Here is a 25,576-nt window from a genome sequence, read left to right as displayed (position 1 = left end):
AAGAACTCTTTGCAAGGTCGATAGCAATTACGTTAGATTCAGCCATGTATGGACTCCTTTTAGAGGTTGTTTGGCGATAACCAAAATACTCCTCCGGGGGGGGAGGAGTCCATACATCGCGAATGCCGGGATCTCCTAAAATGTCGCTGGCAACTTACTAAAATGCCGCCATGATTATTTTTTGTTTGTTCGTCATAGCATCACAAGCCACTACTATGAAAAGTTTAATAACTGTACAACTCTACATTACATGCGCAGCTTAATAATTAAACAGTGCATCTATACCTAGTAACTTTTAAAGTGATTTTGAGAAAAAAAATAAAATGATTAATCGTAAGCTTTAAGGCTAATGTTGACATTGTTTTTCACGTCATTGTTTAAGTGAAGTCAGGCATTGCAAGACATAAGAAAATTACCATCCCCCAGTCATAGAGATAAAATCCATCTAAAGGGATATTTTATTTTTACCAGTTATATATTTCTATACGCCCCACCCTGATTAGCAATATGATAAAACGCCCCACGCAAACGGGCAGACCCTTGCGCACATTTATCACGAGTAGAAAATCAAATTGTGATTTAATTAAAAATACAGGGAAGTAATATTCAATATAGAATTATGGACAAGGTGGATTTTTCGACATTGGCGGCACATTGACTCTGCTTCAATGTAACCCTCTGTGGAAGTGATTGCACTCAATCAAAATAATGTAATCAATTTAAACTAAAGATTTCATTGCTGTCCGTTTAGTTTTTAGCAGTTTCAGAAAAATACTGACTATTTATATTGTAGGAAAGAAGCTCGACACTTAAAAAACCTGACGGTGTTAAATGTCTATGGCCCTCATATTGAAATCTGCTGAAGAGCTTACTTCCCCGCGTTCGATGTTTCGATAATGATTCTACTCTTTATCTGTGAGTGCAACTGTCATACCCAAAATTCTTTTATGCATCATTCACGTATCCAGAATTCAGGAGATTGCAATATGGAAATGTTAAAAGGTCAAAAATCAGCGGTCGCAGTGAGCTTGACTCTGCTATTAGCAGCGTGCGGCGGCGGTGGTGATGATGATTCACGAACAAATACAAGCCCTGTATTGGAAGAGGGTGAATCCATCATTCAAACAGATAGTGGTAAGGAAGTGGTTACCCGGGAAGCTGAGGGTGAGGTAAAAACAGGTGGTGCTGTAAACGCCTTCAGTAAAGTCTCTTTGGACGGCGAATACGAAAATATGGGCGAGCTGGCCTCAGCCTGTGTTAACGACAGCTCGAATTATTTTGAAACAGACAAAGTATTGGTGTTTGGAAGCGCGGACACAACAACTCAGGACTATGAACTTGTCGCCGGATGGGTGGAGTCGAGCCTGGAAGGGTTTTTAGGCACGCTAGAGACAAGCTGGACAGAGTACATGTCTGAGCGCAGAAATATCCCTCAATTCGCGATTGATGCTTATGTGGAAAGCTATGCAAACTTAGACTCGGTGCAAAATGACCTGCCTGATAATTATGCTGAGCTGAGCGAGAGCGAGCAAAGTGCAATTGCCTGGGAAACTTATATCAATGCTGATAATGCCCAGCGTCTGGAGCTCGTACTTGAAGCTTCCGATTACCGGGGCTATGGCTGGACTGCCGAAGAGGTATCACATGTTGATAAGATCAAGGTGTGTCTGCATGATGAGAATGAAGCATATTTTGAGTCATTCTATACCGGTGTAGCCATCGCCAAGCCAAGCGATACGATTCCAGACGAGTATTTTGGCTTGTTACGGACTGCATTGTTTCAAATGGCTCAAGAGTCACTAACACATTCAGTTTACGGTAACCCGCTGCCAGTATGGTATGCAAAAGGTCAGTCTTATGCGTATGGCGGGTTTGCTTTTGCTGAGCGCAGCGAACATCAATCGATTGATGCGACAATGTACGTAGACGCTGAAGATGAGTACGGACTGGACCAAGCGCTTTTGAACAAGCATTTTATGTTGGCGTTTGAATATATTGAGGGCGCTTTACCAGTGCTTGAACGGCAGCGTGTTTGGGATCTACTGGGTGCCATTGCCCATGACCCGGCTGTTTACACTCAAGAAGCACTGCCTGAAGGGTACGAGTTTACGCCAGGTGAAACTGGTGGTTTAGAAAGCACCGCATTTATCAAGGCGTGGGATAACGAAGAATTTGTAGATGAAGCTGGCAACGACCTTAGCTACTCACGCTACAAAAACGATTACCATGACCTGATGGACGCTACTGAATAATGTCTTAAGTGGATGACCAGAATTAACTAACAATGCCAGCCGATAAGCCAGGCTGGCATTTTTCTGGTTTAGTGATTTTCACCGTTACGTGTACTGAACCTACCTTTTACAATTTTAAGTGCTATTTACCACTTCAGCACCAGTATCTATAACTTAATCCCTCTCCCTCACTCCCCTGCAAAATCTGTATAATCAGCACCATCACTCTTTCATATCGTTTCTAGGGTTATTGTGTATTCGCTTGCGCCGGTTGCTACCATCCATACGCCGTTTAAACAAAAATTTGCCATTCCGCGGCAGTCGAACCTCGCTGGGGCGCAGGGGCAACTGCATTTTTTGCCCGGCTTTGATGACCCGGCTTGTTTTAAGGGGCTCGAGCAATACAGCCACCTGTGGCTGATTTTTCTTTTTCATCAAAATATTGCCCGCGGCTGGAAACCGGCCGTTAAAGCGCCGCGGTTAGGCGGCAATGCCACCATCGGCGTGTTTGCCAGCCGCAGTACCCACCGCCCCAACCATTTAGGCATGTCGGTGGTGCGTAACGAGGGCGTTGTCATAGAAAATGGCAAACCGGTACTCAACGTCAGTGGCGTCGATTTACTCGACCAAACCCCCATCGTGGATATCAAACCCTACCTGGGTTATGCCGACAGCCACCCTGAGGCCACCGACGGGCTGGACCAGTTGGCCCCTATTCCGCAGCGCAAGGTGCACTTTACCCCTCAGGCGCAGACCCAGCTGGCAGCAGCACTTACCCGCCACCCCGATCTGCAAGCTTTATTGGTTGCCACCTTGCAGCAAGATCCACGCCCGGCCTATCGCCAACAGCTGGATGAGGATCCGAAAGAATACAAAGTCATGCTGTACGATCTGGATGTGGCATGGCAGGTTCGCCAGGGACACATAGAGGTAACCGGCCTGCAACCGGCGGTTGGGTAAGAATTTGCTTTTTTGCGTATTTTTATACTGCTAAACTACGCGCCGTTGTCAATTTTCCCAAAGGATGAAACGCCCGAAATGCGTACAAGCCAATACCTACTTGCCACTCAAAAAGAAACTCCGGCGGAAGCCGAAATTACCAGTCACCAGCTGATGCTGCGTGCCGGCATGATCAGAAAGCTGGCATCAGGGCTGTACACCTGGTTGCCGTCTGGCCTGAAGGTATTGAATAAAATCGCCAATGTGGTGCGTGAAGAAATGGACAAAGCCGGCGGCATTGAAGTGCTGATGCCGGTCGTACAGCCTGCCGATCTGTGGCAGGAGTCTGGCCGCTGGGATGAATACGGCCCGGAGCTGCTGCGGGTCAAAGACCGCGCGCAACGTGACTTTGTACTGGGGCCAACCCACGAAGAAGTGATCACCGCCCTGGTGCGTAATGAAATCAGCAGCTATAAACAACTGCCGGTCAACCTGTACCAAATCCAGACAAAATTCCGCGACGAAGTACGCCCCCGTTTTGGTGTGATGCGTGGCCGCGAATTTACCATGAAGGATGCTTACAGCTTCCACCTGGATGATGCCAGCCTGGCAGAGACCTACGAAAAAATGTACCAGGCATACAGCAATATCTTTACCCGCCTGGGCCTGGATTTTCGTGCGGTTATCGCCGACTCTGGTGCCATTGGTGGTAGCGTGTCACACGAGTTTCACGTGCTGGCGGCCTCCGGTGAAGATGCCATTGCCTTTTCTACCGAGTCAGATTACGCGGCCAACGTGGAAATGGCTGCTGCAGCGCGCCCTGACACAACCCAAACGCCTTCGGGTGACAATGGCAGCACGCTGACCCTGGATAATGAATCATTAGCAGACAGCCTGGCCCGTCATGATGTGGCACTCAGCCAGGCGGTCAAGATTGTTTTGGTAAAAGCAGCAGCTGACGATGACGATGAGCAAGCCGAGACTGCCGACAACTGGGTGGCGCTGGTATTGCGTGCCGACCACACCCTCAACCGCGTAAAAGCAGAAAAGCTGACTGGAGTGGCCAGCCCGCTGGTAGAAGCAAGCGCGGAAAAAGCCCAGAGTATTTTAGGCCACAGCCTGCTTTGCGCCGATGTCACCCAGCTGCCAGTGCCGGTCGTGGTGGATTACAGTGCCGCTGCGTTGGCCGACTTTGTAACCGGTGCTGGCCAGCCTGCCACTTTACAAACCCATGCCAACTGGGCAAGCGAACCACAGCAAGCCGATATCCGCAATGTGGAAGCCGGCGAGCCGTCACCGGATGGCAAAGGTGTACTGGAAATTAAACGCGGCATCGAAGTGGGCCATATTTTCCAGCTGGGCGACAAATACTCCAAAGCCATGAACTGTGGTGTGCTGAGTGAAACCGGCAAACACCAGCTGCTGACCATGGGCTGTTATGGTATCGGTGTGTCACGGATTGTGGCGGCGGCCATCGAACAAAATCATGACAAATTCGGCATCATCTGGCCTGATCCGATTGCCCCGTTCAAGGTGGCGCTGATCCCGATGAACATGCACAAATCCCAGCGCATCAAAGACACAGCCGAAGCCATGTATGCTAAGCTAACTGAGATGGGTATTGAGGTGCTGTTTGACGATCGTAAAGAGCGCCCTGGTGTGATGTTCAACGACATGGAACTGGTGGGCATTCCGCACAGTATCGTGATTGGCGAGCGCAACCTGGACAACCAGCAGGTGGAATACAAAAATCGCCGTACTGGTGACAAACAGCTGCTGGACATTGATACCATCGCCGACTTCATCGCAACCTTGTAACCGCCAGGGCACGGCGCAGGAGAGCACATGCAGGTGACATTTTACGGAGTGCGCGGTTCTATCCCCACTCCGGGCAAGGATTACGTGCGCTATGGCGGCAATACTGCCTGCGTGCATGTGGCGCTCGACGACGGTACAGACATTATCCTGGATGCCGGTACCGGCATCCGCGAACTGGGTAATGTGCTTATTCAAAAATCTACGCCCATCCACCTGCTGTTGACCCACAATCACTGGGACCATATTCAGGGCTTTCCTTTTTTTGCCCCGATTTATCAGCAAGGCCGCCCTATTTTTATCACCCCTGGGCAAACCACCCTGCCCGAACATGATCAGATCTTGCGCCAGATGCAGGGCTCGGTGTTTCCGGTACCCTCCAGCGCATTGTCGTCAAAAATCCAGCTCAAAGTCCTGGATGAAGAAATCAGCCAGTGGCAAATAGGCACGGCCACCATTGACCGCTTGCCCATGAACCATCCGGGTCGCGGCTCGGCTTACGCCATTCATGCCGATGGTGCCAAGCTGGTGTACATGACCGATAACGAGTTATATCCGCCGTATAAAAAAGAAACTGACTTTTTGTCCTTTGTAGAGTTTGCCCGCGGCGCCGACTTAATCATTCATGATGCCCAGTACATGGTATCGGACATGCCGGCTAAATCAGGCTGGGGGCACTCGGTGGCCGAAGAGGCCGTTAAACTGGCCATGGCTTGCAATGCCAAAGCGGTGGCGCTGTATAGCCATGATCCGGCGCGTACCGATGATGACATTGATGCGGTGGTGGCCCATTGCCAAATGTATATAGAAGTGGCTGAGTCGCCGCTGACCCTGCTGGCAGCCGCAGAAGGCCTGAGCCTGCCGCTATAATCTAATCATTGTTTTGAGGAGCCAGCCTTGTCTGTGTCCGGAATTAATACCTGTTGCCGGCACGGGCTGGCCCTGACTGTAAGCTTATGGGCACTGAGCAGCCCGGCCCTGGCGCAAACGTCGCAACCAGCTCCTGTTACCGGTGAAACGGAAACGGCCTCGAGCCAGGCAGCAACGGCCTCGAGCCAGACAGAGACAGCCTTCAGCGAAACAGAAACAGCCAAACAAGGCCCGGGGATTTTGTCCTCGCGCTTTCAGGCCGACAAAAGTGCGCTGGATAATCTGTTTGTGATCACCCAGCATCATCCAAATTTTGTGCTGCCACTCACCTATGTGACCAACCCTAACGCCGTAGGTAACGAAGAACTGACCACCGACACCGTAGACAACAAAGAAGCCAAGTTTCAAATCAGTGTGAAACTGCCGGTATATTTACGCGAAGATACGGTGGACGGTGTCTTTTTTGGCTTCACCCTCACCTCCTTCTGGCAGCTTTACAACAGCGAGGTGTCAAAACCATTTCGCGAAACCAATTATTCGCCGGAAGTGTTTTATCAGCAAGCGGCAGATTTGACCGTGCTGGGCTATGATTTTGATGCGGTGCAGGTGGGCTTTAATCATATGTCCAACGGCCAGAGCGGGCTGCGCTCGCGCAGCTGGAACCGCCTGTTTGCCAGTGTGTTATTTTCTGATTATGACAGCCTGTATTATTTAAAAGCCTGGTACCGCATCCCCGAAGATGACAAAGACTCGCCGCTCGACCCCACCGGTGATGACAATCCCAACATTCAGGATTATTACGGTCGCATGGAGCTGGGCTATGGCACCAAAATGGGTAATTTTAAATTGCTGGCCCGGGTGCGCAACAACCTTAATTTCAACACCAACCGTGGCAGTATCGAGCTCAACCTGACCTACCCGCTGTCTGACCGGTATGAAGTACTGCTGCAGTATTTTAACGGCTATGGTGACTCACTGATTGATTATGACCGTTCCCAGGAGCGTATTGGGCTGGGCTTTCAGCTGATGTTTTTGTAGCCGGACCGATAACCCCGGCCGCCCGGTACAGCTGCAGATGCACCGCCACCAGCGCATCAATATCCCGTTGGTAGCCACCGCCAATTACACAGGCGATCGGTAAGCCGGCACGCTGGCAGTGCTCAATCACCAGGGTATCGCGGGCCAATACACCCGCGGTGGAAATATTTAACAGCCCCAAATCATCATTGGTATGCACATCCACACCGGCATCATAGATCACCGCATCCGGACTAAAGCAACGAAAAGCGACGGCCAGCGCGCTTTCAAGCGTGTGTAAGTACTCCTCATCCTCGCAATATTTAGGCAGACCAATATCTAAATCAGACTGTTGTTTACGATAGGGAAAGTTTTTCTCGCCATGCAGGGATAAGGTATAAATGCTGTCATCGCCGGTAGCCAGCGCGGCGGTGCCATCGCCCTGGTGCACATCGCAATCAATAATCAGCACATTGTCGATGCCTGGCTGGCGCTGCATCTGCCGGGCGGCCAGATACAAATCATTGAACAAACAAAACCCCGAGCCATAGTCGGCAAAGGCGTGGTGATACCCCCCGGTAAGATTCAGCGCCAGGCCGTGTTCTAAGGCCAGCGCGGCCGTCTGACAGGTGCCCCCCACCGCAGTCAGAGTGCGGCGAAGCAATTGTTCTGACCAGGGAAAGCCAATCCGGCGCATGGCTTTGCTATCCAGTGTGCCGGTGAGTAATGCATCCACATAATCTCGGGCATACCAGTGGCGCAGCAAATCAGGGCTGACCGGCTTAGGCTGGTAAAACTGTTGTTCGGCTACACCCTGGGCCGCCAGGGCGTCTTTTATTCCCTGATATTTTTCAATGGGAAAGCGATGCCGCACGGGCAAGGTCAGCTGGCTGTAGATGGGGTCAAAAACAAGCGGTATCGACAAACCGGCTCCTGGTTATACCAATGATGGGCCTGAGCTTATCAATGGCTCAGCGACACCACCAGCTTTTCCATATCACCTGACATATTTTTCATCGCCGCAGAGATATCGTTGCGTTGCGACAGCTCATGATAGCGCTGGGAAGACTCCACCACCCGGGCGATGACGCCTTCAACATCACGCAATACCGCTTCCTGCTCATCGGCTGCAGCATTGAGCGCTTCGACAACGCTGGCAGTATCACGAATATTGTCCACCACTTCATTAAGCAGCGACAAGGCGGTGGATGCTTCCTGCGCATTGGTGTCGGCCAGCGACCGACCGGCTTCCATCACCTCGACCGCCTGGCGCGACTCGGCTTCAAAGGACGACAAAATATCATTGATTTGCTGCGTCGACTGCTGGGTTTTGGCCGCCAGCGCCCGTACTTCATCGGCCACCACCGCAAACCCCCGGCCATGCTCACCGGCTCGGGCCGCTTCAATTGCCGCATTCAATGCCAGCAGATTGGTCTGATCCGCAATTTCATTGATCACATTGACCACCCGCAAAATATTGGCGCTACGCGCCTGCAACTGGTTAACGGTTTCAGCCGAGCGGCTGACCGTGGCCGCAAGCTCGTGAAAGCCTTTATTGGCGGTTTCAAAGGTGGTGTAACAGGTAGCCACATGCTGCTGCGAAGTGCTGGTGGCCGCGGCGACCTGATCGGTGATGGCTACCAGATTTTGCACAATATCGCCCAACTGAGTGGTACTGGTACTGAGCGACTGGCTGGATGCCGACTGTTCATCAGCCCCATACTGGATGGCCTGGCTCACCTCACCCAGCGTGCCGGCGGCATGATTCATCTGTTGTTCGGCGCCTTGCAACATAGCTACGGTGTTCTGCAGTTTATATTGCAGTGAGCGGCCAGCGTGCCTAATTCATGCTGGCTGTGATAAGTCAGCGGTTCATCATAACGGTTTGCCGCCAGCGCGGTCAGCGCCCGGGCAATGTGCTTTACCGGCTTTATTACCTGACGGCGCAAAATCATGATCACGCCGGTGGTACAGGCCACGGACAGCACCACCGCGGCAATCAAAATCAGCCACAAGGTTTGCGCTGTGCCCTGACGTAAATCAGTAAAGGCCAGCTGAGACTGACCGGCAATATCCTCGGCAATCTGGCTGAGCAGGCTGGCCGGCGCCCGGTCGATACCACGCACAAAGTCATCGCCAGCGGCAGCATTAAAGCCTGAGGCGATGAAGGCGTCATACCCTTGCCGATATTTATCAGCCATCAACGCATGGGCTGCTAGAAATTTTTGTACGTGCTCTCGGGCAGTGGCGCTGATATGTGGATTTTGCTGTAGCTGCTGCATGATACTGGTGATTTCTGCTTCGCGCTGCTGAAAGCGGGCCCAGTACTTTTCCCTATCAGCGGTTTCGCTGCCCCGTAACAGCACATTTTTCCATTCCTGGACCTGGGTTTTAAACGTAGAAAGTGCCACATTGGCGTCGCGCTCTGCCTGCATCAGCGTGCGATCCAGCGTATCGAAATTGGTGAGCAGCGCAAAAGATTTGTAAATCGAGGCGGCGTTGAGTGCCACCAGAATAACCAGGGCAAGAAGAACGGGGGTCATGACCAGACGGCTGATACTGGTAAAGCGCATGAGAATTTCCCTAATAAGACAGCAAAAATACAGTTAACACAAAATACATGTCACAAATGTTACGAAACGCCAAATAGCAGCAATGCAGGCCCCGGTGTATTGCCTGAGGCCTGACGGTATTTAACTCATGTCGGTTTTAAACCCTTCCAGCACCAGCTTACCTTTGGCTTTGCCGGACTCGAGGATACGGTGCGCCTGAATCAGGTTGGCCGCGGTGATGGCACCTAAATGCTCACCCAGGGTGGTGGTGAGAGTTTTATCATCCACCAGTGAAGCCACATAATTTAAGATATGGTGCTGCTCAATCATGTCCGGGGTATTAAACAACGAGCGGGTGTACATAAACTCCCAGTGCAATGAAATGCTTTTGCGCTTGAGCGCTTTCACGTCCAGCGTATCCGGGTCATCAATCAGGCCAAATTTACCCTGCGCTTTAAGGCTCTTTACGCAGGCATCAAAATGGCTGGCGGTGTGGGTCAGGCTGGCGACATAGTCCACTTCATCAATACCGGCAGCCTGTAACGCCTCATCCAGCGGCTGGCTGTGGTCAATCACCACATCGGCGCCCAGCTCGGTCACCCACTGCTGGGTTTGCGGGCGTGAGGCAGTGGCAATCACCGTCAAATGCGTGAGTTGCTTGGCCAGCTGGATCATGATGGAGCCTACCCCACCGGCCGCGCCTACGATCAATAGCTTTTGTTCACGGCCAGTTTCATCCTGCGGCACCTGCAACCGGCTGAACAACAACTCCCAGGCGGTCAGGGAGGTCAGCGGCAAGGCTGCGGCTTCAGCATCACTGAGCGAAGCAGGCGCATGGCCGACAATACGCTCATCCACCAGCTGATACTCGGCATTACTGCCTGGGCGGGAAATATCACCGGCATAAAACACCCGGTCCCCGGCTTTGAACAACTCGCAGTTACTGCCGGTGGCTTCGACTACGCCCACTGCATCCCAGCCTAATATTTTAAAACTGTCAGCATCCGGCTCCACGTTGCGGCGAATTTTAGTATCTACCGGATTCACAGAAATCGCGGCAATTTTTACCAGCAAGTCGCGGCCAGCCGGCACCGGCTTAGCCAGATTAACCGGGGCAATCGCGTTGTCGTGAAGGTCGGGACTGGCTTGCTTATAGCCGAATGCAATCATGGTTGTGCTCCTGTATACGGGCGAGTCTGGCCTGCTATCGGCCAGGGTGGTTAGAAGATTAAGGCAAATTTGATTAAATCTGATTGTCCGCGCAATTTCCATACGTGGTACGCAGACGGGCTTAGGAATGAGCATAAAAAAAGCTGCCCGGGGGCAGCTTTTTAGTCAGGTTATTCCCACTCGATGGTGGCCGGCGGTTTGCCGGAGACGTCGTACACCACCCGGGAGATACCATCAATCTCATTGATAATGCGGTTGGAGACGCGACCTAAGAAATCATATGGCAGGTGCGCCCAGTGGGCGGTCATAAAGTCGATGGTTTCAACCGCACGCAGCGAGACTACCCAGTCGTATTTACGGGCATCGCCCATCACGCCAACTGAGCGCACCGGTAAGAATACGGTAAAGGCCTGGCTGACTTTATGGTACAGATCAGCTGCATGCAATTCTTCAATAAAGATGGCATCAGCCTGACGCAGCAGGTCGCAATATTCTTTTTTGATTTCACCAAGCACGCGAACGCCCAGGCCCGGCCCTGGAAACGGATGGCGATAAAGCATGTCATAAGGCAAGCCCAGTTCCAGACCAATCTTGCGCACTTCGTCTTTAAACAATTCGCGCAGTGGCTCCACCAGCCCCATTTTCATGTCTTCCGGTAAGCCCCCCACATTGTGGTGCGATTTGATTACATGGGCTTTACCTGTGGCCGAGCCGGCTGACTCAATCACATCAGGGTAAATAGTGCCCTGGGCCAACCACTTGGCATCAGTTTGCTTAGAGGCTTCTTCATCAAATACGCGCACAAACTCATTACCGATGATCTTGCGCTTGGCTTCCGGGTCGGCTTCACCGGCCAGTGCATTTAAAAAGCGCTCTTCGGCATCTACTTTGATAATATTTAAACCAAAGTGGTCACCAAACATATCCATCACCTGCTGACCTTCATTGAGACGCAGCAAGCCATTATCGACAAATACACAGGTCAGCTGATCACCGATGGCCTGGTGTACCAGCATGGCCACCACAGAGGAATCCACTCCGCCAGATAAGCCCAGGATCACATGGTCCTTGCCAACCTTTTCTTTGATGCGAGCAATGGCATCGTCGATGATGGCACCTGCTGTCCAGAGTTTTTCACAACCGCAGATATCCATAATAAAATGGGTCAGTAAACGCATGCCCTGGCGGGTATGGGTCACTTCCGGGTGAAACTGTACGCCGTAAAATTGTTTGTCGGCGTTGTACATAGCAGCGTGGGGGCACGAAGGTGTATGCGCGGTGGTTTCAAAACCGGGCGGTATGGATTCTACCTTGTCACCGTGGCTCATCCAGACATCCAGCAACGCATTGCCATTGTCGCTGATGTGATCTTCAATTTTGGCCAGCAGCGGGCAAGGCTTGGAGACTTCAACCTGGGCATAGCCAAATTCGCGCTTGTTAGAGCCAAACACACTGCCGCCCAACTGTTCGGCCATGGTCTGCATGCCGTAGCACACGCCTAATACTGGCACGCCAGCATTGAACACGTATTCGGGCGCGCGCGGCGAGTTCAGTTCGGTGACCGATTCCGGGCCGCCGGATAAGATGATCCCTTGCGGATTAAATTCACGAATCTGCTCTTCGGTGACATCCCACGCCCATAATTCGCAGTATACGCCGATCTCACGCACCCGACGCGCGATCAGCTGGGTGTACTGGGAACCAAAGTCCAGGATCAGAATTCGTTGGTCATGAATATTCTTGGTCATAGTGTTACCTGTTGTAAAAATGAATCAGGCTGGTCAAGCCAGCCTGATAATGCGCAGGATGCGTTAGCCCATGCGGTAGTTGGGCGCTTCTTTGGTGATGCTCACATCGTGTACATGTGACTCACCCATACCGGCTGAGGTGACGCGCACAAATTTGGCTTCGGTGCGCAGGCTGTCGATGGTTGGACAGCCGGTCAGGCCCATGGACGAACGCAGGCCGCCCATTTGCTGGTGGATGATATTGGCGATGGGGCCTTTATAAGCCACCCGCCCTTCAATACCCTCTGGCACCAGCTTATCGGCGCTGTTCGGATCCTGGAAATAACGATCTGATGAGCCATTTTTCTGGTCCATGGCGCCCAGCGAGCCCATGCCGCGGTATGATTTGTAATAGCGGCCCTGATACAGTTCTACTTCGCCCGGAGCTTCTTCGGTACCAGCCAGCATGCTGCCGACCATGACGCAGCTTGCGCCCGCCGCCAGGGCTTTGGCGATATCGCCTGAAAAACGAATACCGCCATCGGCAATGATAGGTACGCCAGAGCCTTCGATAGCATCCACTGCATCGGATACGGCACTGATTTGCGGTACACCGACACCGGTAACAATCCGGGTGGTACAGATAGAACCAGGGCCGATACCCACCTTGACCGCATCCACACCGGCATCAACCAGCGCTTTGGCACCGGCGGCTGTGGCCACGTTACCAGCAATAATTTGCAAGTCAGGATAGGCTTTACGAATGCGAGCGACCTGGTCGATAACCCCCTGTGAATGGCCGTGTGAAGTATCAATTAACAATACGTCGACGCCGGCGTCCACCAGCAATTCGATGCGCTCATCGGTGCCCGGGCCTACGCCCACCGCAGCACCCACGCGCAAGCGACCCAGCGAGTCTTTACATGCGTTTGGTTTGCTTTCGGCTTTCTGGAAATCTTTTACTGTGATGAGGCCGGTCAGGCGGAAGTCATCATCGACCACCAGAATTTTTTCAATCCGGTTGGCGTGCATCAGTTCCAGCACCTGTTCTGAACTGGCACCTTCTTTGACCGTGACCAGCTTATCTTTGCCGGTCATCACTTTTTCTACCGGCAGCTCTAAGCGGTTTTCAAACCGCATATCACGGCCGGTGACGATACCAATCAGGTTATTTTTATCGTCGGTGACAGGGAAACCGGAATAGCCCATGCGCTTGCTTAATGCAAGAACATCGCCCAGCGGCGTGTCTTTTGATACAGTGACCGGGTCGGAGACCACGCCACTTTCGTACTTTTTGACTTCACGTACATGCCGGGCCTGCTCTTCGGCTCGCATATTTTTGTGCACAAACCCCATGCCACCTTCCTGAGCCAGAGCGATGGCCAGGCGCGCTTCGGTCACAGTATCCATGGCAGCAGACACCATAGGAATATTGAGCGAGATTTTACGCGTCAGTTTGGTTTGCAGATTTGCGGTGTGGGGAAGAACCTCTGAGTGGCCGGGAACCAGCAGCACATCATCGAAGGTCAGGGCTTCTTGAACGATACGGAGCATGCAACAACACCTTTTAGTCGAGGGTTAATTGCGGCGCAATTGTAGTGTTTTTTCAGTTTCAGGTAAACTGTATTTGAGCTTAAACAGGAAGAATTTTTAACCATGTTATATACCCCGCCGAGCACCAGCCGCCAAATTCTCAGCGTTACCAAACTCAATCGCCTGGCCCGTACCGTGCTGGAAGGCGAAATTGGCCTGATCTGGCTCTCGGCAGAAGTGTCCAACTTTGTGACGGCGGCGTCCGGTCACTGGTATTTTACCCTGAAAGATAATAAAGCGCAGGTGCGCGCGGCCATGTTTAAAAATGCTAACCGGACGGTCAGGCAACGGCCCAAAGAGGGTGATAAGATCCTGGTGCGCGCCTCGGTGGGGCTGTATGAGCCACGGGGCGACTATCAGCTGATTGTTGAACACATGGAAAGCGATGGTGAAGGCCAGCTCAAACAACAATTTGATGCGCTTAAACTGCGCCTGCAGCAAGATGGCTGGTTTGATCCGGCCCGCAAGCAAGCGTTGCCTGACGTGGTGCGCCGCATCGGCATTATCACCTCGGCATCCGGCGCGGCCTTACACGATGTGCTCACCGTGCTCAAGAGACGCAGCCCGGCCACAGAGGTGATTGTTTACCCTAGCCTGGTCCAGGGCGACAGCGCGGCCAGCCAGCTCATCAGTGCACTGCAAACAGCTAATCGGCGGCAAGAAGTGGATGTGATCTTGCTAACCCGCGGTGGCGGGTCTCTGGAAGATTTATGGTGTTTTAATGATGAGCAATTGGCGTATGCCATTGCCGAAAGCCACATTCCGGTGGTCAGTGCGGTGGGCCATGAAGTGGATGTGACCATCGCAGATTTTGTGGCGGATTTGCGCGCCCCTACCCCGTCGGCCGGGGCTGAGCTGTTAAGTCAGGACACGCTGGCCTTGCTGGAACGAGTGGCCAGTCGCCGCACCGCCCTGTTGCGGGCATGGCAGTCACAATTGCAGCAAGCCCGGCACCGCCAGCGCGCTGCCATTCAACAGTTGCAGCTGGTGCACCCATCGGTGCGCCTGCAAACGCAGTCGCAGCATATTGATCGTTTGCAACTGCGCCTGACTCATCAGATGCAAACCCGACTAGCCCGCAGCAACCAGCACCAGCAACAGTTAACCAATCGGCTGTACCGCCAGGATCCGCAACAACGCTTAAACCGCTTGGATGACAAAACCCAAAGCCTGCATCAGCGCCTGGCCGGTGCCATGGCCAAACAGTTATACAATGAACGCCAACGCTTAGCCAGCACGGCGCAACTACTACATTCAGTCAGTCCGCTGGCCACCCTGGCCCGCGGCTACAGTATTACCTTTGCCCAGGGCAAACCGGTAACCTCCGTAGAAGCCGTGGAGACCGGCCAGCAGCTTGAAACCCGGGTGGCTGATGGGGTGTTAGTTAGCACGGTGTCCGAAAAATCCACGAAGTAAAGCTTAGTTAGGTGTAGTCATATCGCGGAATATGGCTACTCTTAAACAAACTGTGACGCGTTGGGTATTCTACTATGACGTCGTTGCTTTTAATCTGAGCACTAAATAGCATAGAAGTGCTGCCAGTAACCCAACCACGCCAAAAAAAGTTGGGAAAGTATCTTGGTGTAAATCGACCGCACTTCCGGCTAGCATCCCCAAGAGTAGAGCCCAAATTACACGTTGGCCGTGTTCAAGCCCTCGACTGATAATTTTCATAGCGGCCTCATAAATTAATTGAAAGTAAATTCGTCAGTAAAACTAGATTAAATTGATGAAAGCGGGCTAGCCCGCTTCGTTTTACCAGCGATAAAAACGCTCGAATTCGTGCTGTAAACTATCCCCTACGATAAAGCCGCCTCCAAAGGATGCAGCGCTTGCTGCAGCGATGCCGACCCACCCCACCGGCGTGGCCGCAATCGCAACACTTACACCAATCAATGCGGCGCCCGCGCCTAATTGCCCCCAATTTGTTTCACCACCACTGACCTGATACAAATCCTGAGTTGTTAATGTGTGCATAGTTATTCCTTTGACTATGAAATGTGTGATCCCGTGTGCATTGCTGCACGCCAGGATTGCCAGCCCGGTTTAGCCGACATGAAGAGCATAGTCGTGCCGCGGTTAGGAAAAAACTGTACTCAGGGCGGGTTTTAGTGGCTACATGATACATGTGCTCAGAACAGCGTCTGGCATCATAGACAAACAAAAAAGCCAGTCGGCTGACTGGCTTTTAAGGGAATAATTATTTGCGCTTTTTATGATGGGTCATTAAGCGTTTGCGCTGGCGCTCCTGCGACAGGGTCAGCTTGTTTTTCTTATTTTCAAACGGGTTGGCGCCTTCGCGGAACTCAATGCGAATGGGGGTACCCATCACATTTAACGAGCGGCGGAAATAATTCATCAAATAGCGTTTATATGCGCCAGGCAGGTCGTCCACCTGGTTGCCGTGGATCACCACTACCGGCGGATTATAGCCCCCGGCATGGGCATATTTCATCTTCACCCGGCGGCCACGCACCAGCGGTGGTTTATGCTCTTCCTGCGCCATTTCCATGATTTGCGTCAGTAAGGATGTGCTGACCCGCTTAGTGGCACTTTCATAAGCTTCTTTTACCGAATCAAAAAGATTACCGACGCCGGAGCCATGCAAGGCCGAAATAAAGTGCAGGCGGGCAAAATCGATAAAGCCCAAACGGCGGTCAAGCTCGCGCTTCACTTCATCTTTGATATCCGTGGTCAGGCCGTCCCATTTGTTTACCGCCACCACCAGCGAGCGACCGGAATTCAGCACAAAGCCTAGCAGGCTCAAATCCTGGTCGGTGATCCCTTCGCGGGCATCCACTACCAGCAGCACCACATTGGATTCTTCAATGGCCTGCAAGGTTTTCACGATAGAAAACTTTTCGACTGCTTCAGAGATTTTGCGGCGCTTACGCACCCCGGCGGTATCGATGATCACATATTCGCGCTCATCGCGTTCCAGCGGAATATACACACTGTCGCGGGTGGTACCTGGCAAGTCGTAGACTACCACCCGTTCTTCGCCCAGGATCCGGTTGGTCAGGGTCGATTTGCCCACATTGGGCTTACCCACGATAGCCAGCTTGATGGGCAGGCTTTGCAGGCGCTCCAGTTGCTCTTCAGGAGTAAGTTCTTCCTGCTCAGTGCGCTCTGGCACCGGCATATCGGGAAACTCGTCACTTAGCGGGGTCAGCGAGGTGTCCAACAGCTGCGAGACACCACGGCCATGGGCGGCCGCAATCTGATACACCTGGCCTAAGCCCAGTGCATAAAATTCAGCACTTTCACTGGTACCATCAATGCCGTCGACCTTGTTCGCCACTAGGTACACTTTTTTGTTTACCTTGCGCAGATGCTCGGCAATTGCCTGGTCACCGGGCATCAGGCCGGCCCGGGCGTCCACCATAAACAGCACCACATCCGCCTCATCAATGGCCAGTAACGACTGACGTGCCATATGCTCATCAATGCCCTGCTCGTCGCCGGTAATCCCGCCGGTATCCACTACGATAAATTGTTTTTTATCATAGGTGGCCTGGCCATACTTACGATCGCGGGTCAGGCCGGGATAATCGGCCACCAACGCATCGCGCGTATTGGTTAAGCGGTTAAATAACGTCGACTTACCCACATTCGGCCGACCTACCAGTGCAACTACAGGCAACATGATGTATTCCTACATGAAAAAAAGAGAGTGATAACAAACAGGCCGCGATTCACGCGGCCTGTGCTAGTAACGCATATTGTGTTGATTATAGCGGGTTGTGGCGCTGCCGTCAGCCAGTAAGGCTGCCTGCCAAGCGGCGATTTACTGGCCGCTGGTCAGGGCTGCCACTGTGCCATCCCGGGTGACCGCGATGATTTTATCGCCTACCGGCAACGGTGACACATACACCGACTCGTCTTCGTCGTCGCCGCCTAAATCATAGCGGGCCACAACTTTACCGGTTTCCTGCTCAATCCAGTGAATAAAGCCCCAGCGATCACCGACCACCAGATGCTCGCCCACCGGCTGCGCTTCGGTCAGGTTACGCTTTTTCATCGAGCTTTGAGACCACATTTCCACGCCATTACGACGGTCCAGGCCATACACCACAGAGTTGGTATCGACCACAAACAACTGATTGTTGTTCAGGCTCAGATCGCGATAGGCCCCGTATTCACGTTTCCAGATAACGCGGCCGCTACGCAGTTCAATCGCTGCCAGGGTACCGTTGTACGAGATAGCATAGACGATACCGCCGTATAACACAGGGGTCACATCCACATCCACAATTCGCTCAAGTTCGGTGGCTCCAGAGGGTTGGGTGATGGCGGTTTCCCAGGCCACCATGCCCGAGTCAAGAATATTCACCTGCACCTTACCGGTGGGAGTCCCTACCAGCGCACCGCCACTGGCGACAACCGGCGTCGAAATACCGCGCAGGCTCAGCGGTGGCACATCGCCCTCGCTCACCCACAACTGCTCGCCGGTTTCTGCGTTCAGGGCAAACAGGCTGCCAGCGCCGGTGTTCACCACGACAGTGTTTTCGCCAACGGCTGGCGCAGCCATGATTTCACCGGGTACAGAGGCACTCCAGTTTAGCTCACCGGTGCTGGCATCCAGGGCCATCACCGCGCCATTTTCAGTGCCGATGTACAAAATGCCACTTTCCAGAGCCAGGCCACCAATACGCGCAGACTGGCCGGATTGCCATAAACGAGAGATGCTGCTTAACATTCCTTCATCATCATAATTGGCAAAGTCCTGTTCCCAGCGGGTCTCGCCGTTAGCCGCATCCAGTGCTTTGACCATGCCATGGCGGCTGGCCACAAACACGGTTTCGCCATCACTGACCGGACGCAAGCGGGAAAAATAGTCGCCGATACCGTCACCCACCGACTCTTCCCAGACTTCCTGTGGCGCAAATTGCACATCAATCGGCTTGAGAGTGCGAATGGCGATTTCTTCTTCTTCGGCAAACCAGTTAGATACTGTGGTACAGCCGCTTAACGCGGTAGTAAGCACCAGCGCCAGCCCCAGTTGCTTGGTTTTACGTCCAGACACGCTTGTTGTTACTCGTGACAAATCCACTACCTCTTAACCATTTACGCGCCGGTGGCAACCGCTAAGTTGTCCAGCTTCATTTGAATTAGCTGATTGCTGCTTTCACTTTCCAAAGCTTCGGTATACGCCATGCGCGCATCATCCTGCTGGCCAAGCAATACGTAGGCATCGCCACGTGCTTCAGCCACCAGTGCTGCAAATGCTTCGCTAGTTACGCCTTCCAGCGTGCTCAGCGCTTGTTCAGGCTGTTCCAGCTCAAGTTGCAGGCGCGCCAGGCGCACACTGGTCAGGGCTTTAAGATGGGCATCGTCAAGGCGGGTCAGTAAGCCTTTCAGCTGGCTGGCAGCTTCTTCAAGTTTGCCTTCATCCACCAGCTGGCGGGCTGCAATCAGGGTTGCAATATCACCGTAGCCGTTATCAGTGTTATTGTCGGCAAAAGCCTGTAACTGGCTAAGGCCTTTATCTTCAGCAACACTTTCAATTGCAGCCTGATACTGGGTCGAGGCTTGTTCTTTGGCCTGCATCTGGCTGTCGCTGTAATAGCGCCAGCCCCACAGACCACCTAAGCCTAACACCGCGCCGATGATAATGGCGCTGCCGTTTTCTTTCCAAAAGCGCTTAATGGCTTCTACTTGTTGTTCTTCTGTTGCGTACTTATCCATTACCAACCTCTGTTTTGCCAGCCGTTCTAATGCGGCCAGTGCGTTATTCCATCATCGTTGCCAGGGTGCCGGCTAAATCAGCCAGGGCAACGGTGATTTGATCCTGCTCGCTGCGCAGCGGCTTGATTGTAACTTGTTGCTGCTGTGCTTCTTCACCGCCTAAGATAAGCGCCCATTGTGCACCGCACTTATCAGCTCGCTTCAGCTGCTTTTTCATGTTGCCACCACCGCAATGCATTAGCACGCGAGTGTGAGGCATGGCATCGCGCAGTTGCTCACTTACCTGAATAGCATAGCCAGCTGCTTCTTCACCCAGCGCGGTAACAAAGATCTCAGCGCTGCTGTCATCCTGTGCCTGGGCATCCAATGTGGTGAGCAGTAACACTAAGCGCTCCATGCCCATGGCAAAGCCTACCGCCGGGGTGGCTTTGCCGCCCAACTGCTCGACCAAACCATCATAACGGCCACCAGCACACACCGTGCCTTGTGAGCCTAAGCTGTCGGTGACCCATTCAAACACAGTGCGATTATAATAATCCAGCCCGCGCACCAGCCGTGGATTAATCTCATATTCGATGCCGGCCTGGCTTAATCGTTCACACAATTGTGGAAAATGTTGCGCCGACTCCTCATCCAGATGGTCCAGCAGCGAGGGCGCACCTTCTAGAGCTTTTTGCACATCCGGATTTTTGCTGTCCAGCACCCGTAACGGGTTGGTGGTCATGCGGCGGCGCGAGTCTTCATCCAGCTGGTCAGCGCGTTCTGTTAAAAAGGCAATCAGCGCTTCACGATAAGCCTGGCGCGCTTCGTTAGAGCCCAGCGAGTTGATTTGCAACGTCACATGCTCGCTAATGCCAAAGGCTTTCCACAGCCGCGCACTGAGCAAAATCACTTCCAGATCGATATCCGGGCCAGCCAAACCATAGGTTTCTACGCCAAACTGATGAAACTGGCGATAGCGCCCTTTTTGCGGCCGCTCATGGCGAAACATCGGGCCCATATACCACAACCGCTGCTGCTGGTTATACAACAAGCCATGCTCGTTGCCGGCGCGCACACAACTGGCGGTACCTTCCGGGCGAAGCGTCAGGCTGTCGCCATTGCGATCTTCAAAGGTGTACATTTCTTTTTCAACGATATCGGTCACTTCGCCGATAGAGCGTTTGAACAGATCTGTGCTTTCTACGATAGGAGTGCGGATTTCCTGATATCCGTAGCTGGCCACTACCTGTCGAAGGGTTGCCTCGACCTGCTGCCAGGTGCCAGAGATCTCTGGCAGGCAGTCATTCATGCCACGAATAGCCTGTATTGTTTTAGCCACCTGAATTTCTCATACTGCTGATATATAAAAGCCCCGCATTATAGGGGCTTTACCGGTAAACAACAATCGTTGCCGCAAGGCGGCCACGGGTTAGTCTTTGACGGTTACGTCAATTTTGCGGGCTGCGTCGAGCTGGGTTGCCTTGGCGCGGATCCGTTTTTCCAGCTGTTCAACCAGCTCGTCGTTTTTCAGGCGCACTTTCTGACGTTTGCCGTCTTCATAAAAGCCGCTCATATTGCGCGCGCCGGTCAGGCCTAAATCAGACACTTCGGCTTCGCCGGGGCCATTGACCACACAGCCAATGATCGACACATCCATCGGGGTGATGATGTCTTCCAAGCGCTGCTCCAGCGCATTGACGGTATTAATGACATCAAACTCCTGCCGTGAACAGCTTGGGCAGGCAATAAAGTTGATACCGCGTGAGCGAATGCGCAGGGATTTTAAGATATCAAAACCCACTTTGATTTCTTCCACCGGGTCAGCAGCCAGTGACACCCGTAAGGTATCGCCGATGCCTTCGGCCAGCAGCATGCCTAAACCTACTGCGCTTTTAACCGCACCAGCGCGCTGGCCACCGGCTTCAGTGATGCCTAAGTGCAATGGCTGGTCAATACGTTTGGCCAGTTCGCGATACGCCCCCACCGCCAAAAACACATCAGACGCTTTTACGCTGACCTTAAACTGGTCAAAGTTGAGCTTATCCAGAATATCCACATGGCGCATGGCCGATTCCACCAGCGCCGCTGGGGTGGGCTCGCCGTATTTTTCCTGCAAATCTTTTTCCAGCGAGCCGCCGTTGACGCCGATCCGGATTGGCAGGCCTTTATCTTTGGCACAATCTACTACCGAGCGGATCCGCTCCATATTGCCGATGTTGCCGGGGTTGATGCGCAGACAATCTACGCCGTATTCGGCCACACGCAGGGCGATGCGGTAATCAAAGTGAATGTCCGCCACCAGCGGTACCGAGACTTGCTTACGAATTTCACGAAAGGCTTCGGCTGCATCCATGGTGGGTACCGATACCCGCACAATTTCACCGCCGACCGCCACGATGCGCTTGATTTGTGCCACAGTGGCATCGACGTCGGTGGTCAGGGTATTGGTCATTGACTGAACAGCAATCGGTGCTCCGTCACCGATTGGCACGCTACCCACATTTATACGGGTGGATTTGCGGCGTTTTATCGGGCTTTCTGCGAACATGATTATTCCTGCATAGGTAAAGTGAATCGCGCGGTACGGCCATTTTGATATTGCGAGATATCAACCGCTTGTCCGGCATAGGTGATACTAACTTTGTCTGGTGCTCCCAGGGTCACACTGATAGGCGGCACGCCAGAGATCGGCATTACCCGCCCGGCTGATTTAATGCCGGTGGCAATCACCTCGCCACTGGCATCTTCAATATTCACCCAGCAGTTTTCGGTAAATGTAAATTCCATCTGCACCGGGGCTGCGCTCTCACCGACCGGGCTGGCTGCTGCAGAAGTATTGGCAGCTGTTTGCGCATTGTCTTCTGCCGGTTCAGGGTTGCTTGCCTGGGGTTCAGGGCTGTTTGTATCCTGCTCAGAGCTACTTGTTGGCGATCCAAGGCTGCTTTCCTGCGACTCGGAGCTATTCCCGGCAACGCGATTCTCACGGCCCTGCGTTTCATCGCTATTGGTCTGAGGGCGTGTCACAGCAGCGCCTGTTGGTGCCACATCAATGCGGTTGCTCCGCTCGGTGTCGTCCTGCTCAAATGAGCGGGCATTTGATACCGCCGGCTCATCAATATTTTCATCAATCGCACCGTCATCCTGTTGATACCACCAGGCCACCGTACCGGCCAGCAGTAAAAATAAAATGACATAAGTCACCATCATCCAGCGATCATCGTGCGCCTCTTTGGCCACGCGCTGGGAAAAGCTTTGTAGCTTTGCCGGGGATTGGCCTGCAGCCTGGTTTTTATCGAACTCGGCTAACACCCGTTGCGGGTCGAGGCCTAAAAACTTGGCATAATTGCGCACATAACCCTTGGTAAAGGTCACAGACATCGACGCGTCAATTTTATCCTGCTCGATATCCTCTACCGTGGTGACTTTTAAAAACAATTTGTCGGCCACCGCCTGGCGTGACAGCCCTTGTTGTTCCCGGGCATGGTGCAACATCTGGCCGACGCTGTGCGCGGGCTCTTCCGCCCCGGGCTGGCCACTGGCTTGGGCAGTATTGGCTTGATTTACATCTTCTGAATTCATTCAATGACCTAGTTGTTTCGTTGCTGCGGGGGGACCAGCCAAAGCTTGGTGCCGGCGAGCAGGGCATCCGATTTGCTTAGCGCATTCCATGTCCGCAACGTCGACAATTTAATATTGTAGCGAAGGGATATACGGTACAGGTTCTCGTCCGCCTGAACAATGTGAAAGCGTGGTTGCGCTGCTTGTTCCGGGCTGGCTGCTGAAGATTTCACCGTGTCAGCCGGGTTGCTGGCTGTTTGCTCTGTCTTGGCTACAGCGGGTGCTGCACTGGCCATATCTACCGGCTCGGAGCTGTTGGCATTTTTCACCCGCCGCTTGAGTACCGGGCGGTCATCGCGCATGGCCTGGTAGGCCTGCGCCTGAGCACTTTGTGGGAACATCTCTGTCAGCATGCTGCCGTAGGCTCGCTGATTTTCATAGTCTTTGCGGCCATGGGCAATCTGCACTGCCAGCCATAACGAGTCCGGGCTGATGCTGGCCACTTTCTCATAGCGTTTGAGTGCATCGGCAGCCTGCTCCCAGCGCTCGGTATCCGTGTAGGCCTGAGCCAGCAGATACAGGGTTTTTGCCCGCGATGGCTGATGATTAAGCGCATCGTTAAAATAATTGATGGCATCATCGTGAAACCCGCGTTTTTGCGCACAGATCCCCATATTTTCATAGGTTAGCACTGCGTTGGCATAACGCTGGTTTTGAATGGCTTTGGTGAAAAACGCGTTGGCTTGTTCGTAATCGCCCTGTTCACACAGGTACGCGCCATAGCTGTTAGCAATATCGGCATCACGGGGCGCCAGATCCATGGCATTCTGATAAAACTCCATCGCCCGGGCTTTGTCTTCCACCGTCTGATAGTAGTAGGCCATGGCATAATGAACCTGCGCCAACCGCGGGGCAAACTCCAGCGCCTTATCCAGATTTTGTTTGGCCTGGCTGTAATTACCGTTTTTCAAATAAGTCAGGCCAAGCGACATGCGGGTTTTGGCCGCCTCGCGGGTGTCAAAATTATCGCTTAACATGCCAGGCTGCGACTGGCTGACACATCCTGTTAAAACAAAAATGCACGCGAGCAGGCTTTTGCGCATTTGGGCACTCCCTCTGTTACCTCAGATCACTGCGCCATTTTTACTGATATTTGCTCGCCCTTCATCTGTTTTTTCAACATTCTTTTAGTGCGGTCGACCACATCGCCCACCAATTGGCCACAGGCAGCGTCGATATCTTCACCGCGGGTTTTGCGCACAACCACAGTAAAGCCATATTCCATCAGCACTTTGGCAAAGCGGTCGATACGCGAATTGGACGAGCAGGTATACGGCGAACCCGGGTACGGGTTAAACGGGATCAGGTTGATTTTGCTGGGTGTGTCTTTTAACACTTTGGCCAGTTCATGTGCCTGATCGGTGCTGTCGTTAATATGCGAAAGCATCACGTACTCGATGGTCACCCGACCCTGGTTGGCCTTGGACTTGGCCAGATAGCGGCGCACTCCGGCCAGAAATTCTGCAATATTGTACTTTTTGTTGATGGGGACAATTTCATTACGTAGTTCATCATTGGGTGCGTGCAATGAAATGGCCAGCGCCACATCAATCATATCGCCTAATTTATCCAGCGCCGGCACCACGCCCGAGGTGCTTAATGTGACACGACGTTTTGACAAACCAAAACCAAAATCATCCAGCATGATGTCCATGGCCGGTACCACGTGCTTAAGATTCAGCAGTGGCTCACCCATGCCCATCATCACCACGTTGGTAATGGGGCGCTTAGCAGTATCATTCGACAGCCCAAAGAAGGTGGCTACCCGCCATACCTGGCCAATGATTTCACTGACGGTCAGATTACGGTTAAAGCCCTGCTGGGCGGTAGAGCAAAAAGTACATTCAAGGGCACAGCCCACCTGCGAAGACACACACAGGGTGGCGCGGTCACCGTCGGGGATCCACACAGTTTCTACTTCCTGGCCGCCGGCCAGCGTCAAAGCAAATTTGGTGGTGCCATCGCTGGCTTCCTGAAAATAAGCAATTTCCGGCGCCACAATCTCGCAATTGGCTTCTAAATTGGCACGCAGGTTTTTGTTCAGGTTCGACATTTCGGCAAAGTCGCTGACACCATGCTGATAAATCCACTTCATGACCTGGTCGGCCCGAAATGGTTTTTCACCAATCTCCTTGAAGAACGCACGCAGGCCTTCGCGATTGAGATTTAACAAGTTTGTCTTTGCCATACAATAATGACCTTACCTTTTACTGCTTGAATGGGTTGCACGCCTCTGCCGCCAGAATGTGGCCAGCCAGACTGTACAAAAATTGGGCGCGAATTTTACCACAGCACCGACAGCGGGGAAAGCATCTGTGCGCCCTATCACCAGGGCCGGGCTATTGGTGGCTTTGGCTGTGGCTGTAGCTGTGGC

21 protein-coding genes are annotated in these 25,576 nt (G+C 52.8%); 6 read left to right on the top strand and 15 right to left on the bottom strand.

What is annotated here, in order from left to right:
• Positions 1-986: 986 nt before the first annotated feature.
• The 5 genes from ACTUJZ_RS15840 to ACTUJZ_RS15820 all read left to right on the top strand — a co-directional run bounded on the left by ACTUJZ_RS15840 (position 987) and on the right by ACTUJZ_RS15820 (position 6,893).
• Positions 987-2,252 (top strand): hypothetical protein, encoded by a 1,266-nt coding sequence (locus tag ACTUJZ_RS15840; RefSeq protein WP_463637310.1) that lies wholly within the window; start codon positions 987-989, stop codon positions 2,250-2,252.
• A 231-nt stretch (positions 2,253-2,483) separates the two neighbouring features.
• A complete protein-coding gene (gene tsaA / locus ACTUJZ_RS15835; RefSeq protein WP_463637309.1) occupies positions 2,484-3,191 on the top strand; it encodes a tRNA (N6-threonylcarbamoyladenosine(37)-N6)-methyltransferase TrmO in 708 nt (235 codons plus the stop codon).
• Positions 3,192-3,269: 78 nt separating this feature from the next.
• The gene (locus tag ACTUJZ_RS15830; RefSeq protein WP_463637308.1) at positions 3,270-4,988 is read left to right on the top strand and encodes a proline--tRNA ligase; all 1,719 of its coding nucleotides are present in this window, start codon (positions 3,270-3,272) and stop codon (positions 4,986-4,988) included.
• Between the two features lie 27 nt (positions 4,989-5,015).
• On the top strand, positions 5,016-5,855 hold the full coding sequence (locus tag ACTUJZ_RS15825) for an MBL fold metallo-hydrolase (RefSeq protein ID WP_463637307.1): 840 nt from the start codon (positions 5,016-5,018) through the stop codon (positions 5,853-5,855).
• Positions 5,856-5,888: 33 nt separating this feature from the next.
• Positions 5,889-6,893, top strand: a complete 1,005-nt coding sequence (locus tag ACTUJZ_RS15820) for a phospholipase A (RefSeq protein WP_463637313.1) — start codon at positions 5,889-5,891, stop codon at positions 6,891-6,893.
• On the opposite strand, the gene ACTUJZ_RS15815 is transcribed toward ACTUJZ_RS15820, so the two are convergent.
• The 6 genes from ACTUJZ_RS15815 to guaB all read right to left on the bottom strand — a co-directional run bounded on the left by ACTUJZ_RS15815 (position 6,811) and on the right by guaB (position 13,875).
• Positions 6,811-7,797, bottom strand: coding sequence for a histone deacetylase family protein (locus ACTUJZ_RS15815; RefSeq protein ID WP_463637306.1), 987 nt, complete (start codon positions 7,795-7,797; stop codon positions 6,811-6,813). The two genes, ACTUJZ_RS15820 and ACTUJZ_RS15815, sit on opposite strands and share 83 nt — an antisense overlap.
• A 38-nt stretch (positions 7,798-7,835) precedes the next feature.
• The gene (locus ACTUJZ_RS15810; RefSeq protein ID WP_463637305.1) at positions 7,836-8,666 is read right to left on the bottom strand and encodes a methyl-accepting chemotaxis protein; all 831 of its coding nucleotides are present in this window, start codon (positions 8,664-8,666) and stop codon (positions 7,836-7,838) included.
• Positions 8,667-8,668: 2 nt separating this feature from the next.
• A complete protein-coding gene (locus ACTUJZ_RS15805) occupies positions 8,669-9,445 on the bottom strand; it encodes a HAMP domain-containing protein (protein WP_463637304.1) in 777 nt (258 codons plus the stop codon).
• 120 nt (positions 9,446-9,565) lie between these two features.
• Positions 9,566-10,594, bottom strand: coding sequence for a zinc-binding alcohol dehydrogenase family protein (locus tag ACTUJZ_RS15800; protein ID WP_463637303.1), 1,029 nt, complete (start codon positions 10,592-10,594; stop codon positions 9,566-9,568).
• A 170-nt stretch (positions 10,595-10,764) separates the two neighbouring features.
• Positions 10,765-12,342 carry a glutamine-hydrolyzing GMP synthase gene (gene guaA, locus ACTUJZ_RS15795; protein ID WP_463637302.1) on the bottom strand — a complete coding sequence of 526 codons (1,578 nt, stop codon included), beginning with the start codon at positions 12,340-12,342 and terminating at the stop codon, positions 10,765-10,767.
• Positions 12,343-12,405: 63 nt separating this feature from the next.
• On the bottom strand, positions 12,406-13,875 hold the full coding sequence (gene guaB / locus ACTUJZ_RS15790; protein WP_463637301.1) for an IMP dehydrogenase: 1,470 nt from the start codon (positions 13,873-13,875) through the stop codon (positions 12,406-12,408).
• Positions 13,876-13,977: 102 nt separating this feature from the next.
• On the opposite strand from guaB, the gene xseA reads away from it, so the two are divergent.
• On the top strand, positions 13,978-15,330 hold the full coding sequence (gene xseA, locus ACTUJZ_RS15785; RefSeq protein WP_463637300.1) for an exodeoxyribonuclease VII large subunit: 1,353 nt from the start codon (positions 13,978-13,980) through the stop codon (positions 15,328-15,330).
• Positions 15,331-15,669: 339 nt separating this feature from the next.
• On the opposite strand, the gene ACTUJZ_RS15780 is transcribed toward xseA, so the two are convergent.
• The 9 genes from ACTUJZ_RS15780 to rlmN form a co-directional block, all read right to left on the bottom strand.
• On the bottom strand, positions 15,670-15,891 hold the full coding sequence (locus tag ACTUJZ_RS15780; protein WP_463637299.1) for a hypothetical protein: 222 nt from the start codon (positions 15,889-15,891) through the stop codon (positions 15,670-15,672).
• A gap of 223 nt (positions 15,892-16,114) precedes the next feature.
• On the bottom strand, positions 16,115-17,560 hold the full coding sequence (der, locus tag ACTUJZ_RS15775; protein ID WP_463637298.1) for a ribosome biogenesis GTPase Der: 1,446 nt from the start codon (positions 17,558-17,560) through the stop codon (positions 16,115-16,117).
• A gap of 141 nt (positions 17,561-17,701) precedes the next feature.
• The gene (bamB, locus tag ACTUJZ_RS15770; protein WP_463637297.1) at positions 17,702-18,940 is read right to left on the bottom strand and encodes an outer membrane protein assembly factor BamB; all 1,239 of its coding nucleotides are present in this window, start codon (positions 18,938-18,940) and stop codon (positions 17,702-17,704) included.
• A 41-nt stretch (positions 18,941-18,981) separates the two neighbouring features.
• Positions 18,982-19,602 carry a YfgM family protein gene (locus tag ACTUJZ_RS15765; RefSeq protein WP_463637296.1) on the bottom strand — a complete coding sequence of 207 codons (621 nt, stop codon included), beginning with the start codon at positions 19,600-19,602 and terminating at the stop codon, positions 18,982-18,984.
• 43 nt (positions 19,603-19,645) lie between these two features.
• Positions 19,646-20,923 (bottom strand): histidine--tRNA ligase, encoded by a 1,278-nt coding sequence (hisS, locus tag ACTUJZ_RS15760; protein ID WP_463637295.1) that lies wholly within the window; start codon positions 20,921-20,923, stop codon positions 19,646-19,648.
• Positions 20,924-21,013: 90 nt separating this feature from the next.
• On the bottom strand, positions 21,014-22,132 hold the full coding sequence (gene ispG, locus ACTUJZ_RS15755; RefSeq protein ID WP_463637294.1) for a flavodoxin-dependent (E)-4-hydroxy-3-methylbut-2-enyl-diphosphate synthase: 1,119 nt from the start codon (positions 22,130-22,132) through the stop codon (positions 21,014-21,016).
• 2 nt (positions 22,133-22,134) lie between these two features.
• Positions 22,135-23,163, bottom strand: a complete 1,029-nt coding sequence (locus tag ACTUJZ_RS15750) for a RodZ domain-containing protein (RefSeq protein ID WP_463637293.1) — start codon at positions 23,161-23,163, stop codon at positions 22,135-22,137.
• A gap of 8 nt (positions 23,164-23,171) precedes the next feature.
• Positions 23,172-24,245 (bottom strand): type IV pilus biogenesis/stability protein PilW, encoded by a 1,074-nt coding sequence (gene pilW / locus ACTUJZ_RS15745; RefSeq protein ID WP_463637292.1) that lies wholly within the window; start codon positions 24,243-24,245, stop codon positions 23,172-23,174.
• A 26-nt stretch (positions 24,246-24,271) separates the two neighbouring features.
• Complete coding sequence (gene rlmN, locus ACTUJZ_RS15740; protein ID WP_463637291.1) at positions 24,272-25,390, bottom strand: dual-specificity RNA methyltransferase RlmN; 1,119 nt, start codon at positions 25,388-25,390, stop codon at positions 24,272-24,274.
• Positions 25,391-25,576: the final 186 nt, after the last annotated feature.

The organism is Alteromonas sp. WD8-37 (genome assembly GCF_055326825.1).
Note: the sequence above shows the minus strand (reverse complement) of the source record. Positions and strands in the feature narration are given on the sequence as shown.